At 75.4% G+C, this 3,601-nt stretch carries 5 protein-coding genes and 1 pseudogene (1 of these 6 cut by a window edge); 1 reads left to right on the forward strand and 5 read right to left on the reverse strand.

All coding sequences use genetic code 11. The features are described from left to right. Together FrCorBMG51_RS20425 and FrCorBMG51_RS20430 are read right to left on the reverse strand one after the other, a co-directional pair. A protein-coding gene (locus tag FrCorBMG51_RS20425; protein ID WP_476742221.1) for a TlyA family RNA methyltransferase crosses the window boundary here: on the reverse strand, positions 1-883 show its 5' portion. Its footprint begins 50 nt before the window's first position; only the first 883 of its 933 coding nucleotides appear in the window; the start codon lies at positions 881-883; its stop codon lies off the left edge, out of view. Next, entirely contained in the window at positions 880-1,296 is a 417-nt protein-coding gene (locus tag FrCorBMG51_RS20430) for a hypothetical protein (RefSeq protein ID WP_047224644.1), read from the reverse strand. Before FrCorBMG51_RS20430 ends, FrCorBMG51_RS20425 begins: the two co-directional genes overlap by 4 nt. Positions 1,297-1,550: 254 nt before the next feature. Between FrCorBMG51_RS20430 and FrCorBMG51_RS20435 the strand changes: the two genes are divergently transcribed. Beyond that, on the forward strand, positions 1,551-1,895 hold the full coding sequence (locus FrCorBMG51_RS20435; RefSeq protein ID WP_047224645.1) for an SCP2 sterol-binding domain-containing protein: 345 nt from the start codon (positions 1,551-1,553) through the stop codon (positions 1,893-1,895). A 222-nt stretch (positions 1,896-2,117) separates the two neighbouring features. On the opposite strand, the gene FrCorBMG51_RS31860 is transcribed toward FrCorBMG51_RS20435, so the two are convergent. The 3 genes and pseudogenes from FrCorBMG51_RS31860 to FrCorBMG51_RS31865 all read right to left on the reverse strand — a co-directional run. Next, a complete protein-coding gene (locus FrCorBMG51_RS31860; RefSeq protein WP_047224646.1) occupies positions 2,118-2,372 on the reverse strand; it encodes a hypothetical protein in 255 nt (84 codons plus the stop codon). Beyond that, on the reverse strand, positions 2,353-3,321 hold the full coding sequence (locus tag FrCorBMG51_RS27370) for an HAD-IIA family hydrolase (protein WP_235433765.1): 969 nt from the start codon (positions 3,319-3,321) through the stop codon (positions 2,353-2,355). The genes FrCorBMG51_RS31860 and FrCorBMG51_RS27370 overlap by 20 nt, the downstream gene beginning before the upstream one ends. Before the next feature lie 137 nt (positions 3,322-3,458). After that, a pseudogene (locus FrCorBMG51_RS31865) lies at positions 3,459-3,601 on the reverse strand (tetratricopeptide repeat protein); the annotation flags it as partial.

Below are 3,601 nucleotides of genomic sequence, written 5' to 3' on the forward strand. Positions count from 1 at the left end.
GGCCGCCGGCCGGGCCGGCCGCGATCGCGGCGGCGATCGCCTCGGTCAGCCGCGGCGGCGGCATGGGCGGAGCGTTCCCGACGAGCCACAGCAGGTATTCCACGTTGCCCGCCGGTCCCGGCAGGGGACTTGCGACGACGCCACGCACACCCAGCGACAGTTCGGCCGCGGCCTGCGCGACATCCCGCACCGCGCGGGCGTGCAGGGCCACGTCGCGCACCACCCCGCCCGGCCCGAGGTCCGCGCGCCCGACCTCGAACTGCGGCTTGACCAGGACGACGAAGTCGGCCGCCGGTCGGGCGCAGGCCCGCAGCGCCGGCAGCACCAGCCGCAACGAGATGAACGACAGGTCGGCCACGACCATGTCGACCGGCCCACCGATCGCCTCGGCGGTGAGGAAACGGACGTTGGTGCGCTCGAGGACGGTGACCCTGGGGTCGGTGCGCAGCCGCCAGGCCAGCTGGCCGTACCCGACGTCGACCGCCACGACCTCGGCGGCGTCGTGGCGCAGCAGGACGTCGGTGAAACCACCGGTGGACGCTCCGGCGTCCAGGCAGCGCCGCCCGGCCACCCACAGCCGGCCCGCACCGCCGTCTCCGGCGGCCTGCTGGCCGGCGGCATTCCCACCGAAGGCGGACAGGGCCGCGAGCAGCTTGTGGGCACCCCGCGAGACGTAGCCGGGATCGTCACCGGCGACGATCACAATGGGTGTCATGTCGTCGACGACCGTGGCGGGTTTGGTCGCCGGCCGCCCGGCCACCCGGACCCGTCCCCCCACGATCGCCTCGCCGGCCTGCTCACGGGAGCGCACCAGGCCGCGCCGGACAAGCTCACGGTCCAACCGTGTCCGGCGAGCCACGACAGGACGCCTCGTCCCGGTCACGCCGGTGCCCGGCCGGGCGCACCGGGCGGCGGCCCCGGCCGGGGACCACCTGGACGAGGCCCGCCAGCCCCGGGCGGCTGCGGCCGGGGCGCATCTGGCCCGGGTGGCTGCGGGCGGGGCACGCCCGGGCCGGGTGGGCGCGGCCCGGGCCCCTGCTGGTGCGGTCCCGGCAGGCCGGGCGCCCGCGACGGGGGGACGGCGTCCCGGCCCCGCGGATCCGGTCCGCGGACCGGGCCGTCGCCGTCCGCCGGCCGCGGGGGGGCGGTGGCGAGCCCGTCCAGGTCTGCCAGCACGCCGTCCAGGAGCCGGTGGACCTCCTCGAAGACAGCGACGTGGGCCGACACCGGCAGCGTCGGCAGCCGCTCCACCTGCGCGCGCGCGGCCTGGACGTCGTCCGGGACGTCAACGGTCATACGGTGCCCTCTTCCGTGACAGTGGTGGCAGGGGTGTCGCCCCGCGGCACGCCGCTGTCGTCCCATCCAGCATGTCGGATCCCGTCCACGGTATTGACTGTTGCGGCCGGGTGCATCGCGACCGGGCCGCCCCGGCACAACGGGCGGCACAGCCGCCCGCCGGTCGGCGACGGAAGACAGCCGCTGCTATCTGTTGACGGATGACGGCGGGCAGGGCACGGTACGGACCTGACCGGAGAGAGGAATCAACCGGTATGGCGACCATGCAGCAGTGCGCGACGGCGTTGCGCACGCTGGCGGAGCGACTCAACGAACTCGCCGACGACCGCCTGCGTAGCCTCGCGCCCGACCGCACGATCGTGTGCAGGATTCCTGATCTCGGGGCAAGCTTCTGCACGGAACTGCGTGACGGCAGTGTCCTCGACATCATCATCATCGAAGGTGACGGTACGGCGGGACAGGTGACCGTCACGGTGAACAGCGACGACCTGATCGCCGTCACCGACGGTAGCCTGGATCTCACCTCAGCATGGACCAGCGGCCGGCTGAAGGTGGACGCCAGCATGTGGGACCTGCTGCGGATGCGTTCCCTGCTGTAGGCTGCCCCACGGATCATCCCGTAGGTCGCCGTCCGCAATGGATGATCACCATCTGCGGGCAGTTGTCATATACCCATGGTGCACACGAGACCACAGGCCGTGTATCCGCGGCTGACACCCGCGGTGGCCCGCCCGCCAGGCCACCACGCGATGCCGCCGGGAACGCTCCAGGGCGGGATCCCGTCAGGCATGACGATCGCGCCTCCGGCGGGATCGCTCCCTCTAGGCGAGATCGGCACAGCTGGGTGGACGGTCGCCGGCCAGTTCGCGCACGGGGTCGCCCGCGTCCGCCGCCGCCCACGCGGCCGCGCACGCCGCCCGCAGCGCGTCCAGGCCGTCGTCCGGTACACCACCGTCGTTGCGCGGTACACCGCCGTCCGGCGGGCCGCCCTTCCGTGCCCACGCGGCGTCCCTGGACGGGGTGTTACCCGGCAGGCTCTCCCCGCCCCCGGGGTTGTCACCGTCGGTGGCGCTCACGGCCTCCGGCCGGTCGGCGGGCCGTCCCGCNNGGCCGTATCCTCCGCCAGGTCAGGGTCCCCGCCCGCACCCGGGCCGCCCACTGGCCGCAGAACGCCTCCACCCCGTCCGGTCCCGCCCCGTCCACCGGACCGGCGGTACAGCCGTCACCGGCAGTCGACGCCGACGCTGGCACTGACACCCGGGTGCCCGGATGGCGTACGAGCAGGCCCCGCAGATCGGCCGCGAGATAGGTCGGCCGGTACGGCGCCCTGGCGCGCAGGAGCTCGCCGCTGCCGGTCACCCCGGTGAGCACCAGCAGGGACGGCGTGCCCGAACGGACGGCGGAGGCGATGTCGGTGTCGAGCCGGTCACCGACGATCAGGGGCGAGCGGGCGCCGGCACGGTGGACCGACTCCTCGTGCAACGCCCGCTCCGGCTTGCCGGCCACCAGCGGGACCATCCCGGTCGCGGTCCGCAGCATCGCCACCAGCGAGCCGTTGCCGGGCAGCAGGCCGCGTTCGGTCGGTACCGAGGCGTCGGTGTTGCTCGCGACCCACAACGCTCCCGCCTGGATCGCGAGCGCGGCCTCGGCGAGCCGGGCGTAGTCGATGGCGGGGTCGAAGCCCTGCACCACCGCGGCTGGTTCCTCCGCCGCGGCCGTCACCGGCCGCAGGCCCATGTCCCGCACCGCCTCGCGCAGGCCCTCCCCGCCGGCGACCAGGACGGCCGCCCCGCGTGGCAGGCGTTCGGCGAGCAGCCGCGCCGCCGCCTGCGCGGAGGTGACCACGTCGGCCGGGGCCGCGGGCACCCCGAAGGAACGCAGCCGCTCGGCGACCCGGGCCGGCATCCGCAGCGCGTTGTTGGTGACGAACACCACCCGCATCCCGCGTCCACGGGCGGCGGCGATGGCCGGCGCCGCGTGGGGCACCGCCTCGGACCCGCGGTACACCACCCCGTCGAGGTCCATCAGGGCGGCGTCGTGGACGTCGACGAGCGGCGCCGGCGACGCCGACAGCGGCCCGCTCCCGCCCTGCCCACCCCGCTCGCCCTGCTCGCCTGGGTCGCCCGGGCTGGCCGGCTGAGCGGGCAGGCGCAGGCCGTGGGTCACGGCCGTCCCCGCACCGGCCGGTTGAGCGCGGCCCGCACACCCCGCAGCGCCTGCCCGTAGTGCCCGAGGTCCGGGCGCATCGCGACGGCGAGCGCCAGATGCTCCACCGCCGCGCGCAGGTCACCGGTGCGGCGGGCCG

The sequence above is a fragment of the Protofrankia coriariae genome, from assembly GCF_001017755.1.
Lineage (GTDB): Bacteria > Actinomycetota > Actinomycetes > Frankiales > Frankiaceae > Protofrankia > Protofrankia coriariae.

Coding starts and splice junctions, on each gene's coding strand:
- FrCorBMG51_RS20430 (WP_047224644.1), bottom strand. CDS start 1,296: ATGACCGTTGACGTCCCGGACGACGTCCAGGCCGCGCGCGCGCAGGTG.
- FrCorBMG51_RS20435 (WP_047224645.1), top strand. CDS start 1,551: ATGGCGACCATGCAGCAGTGCGCGACGGCGTTGCGCACGCTGGCGGAG.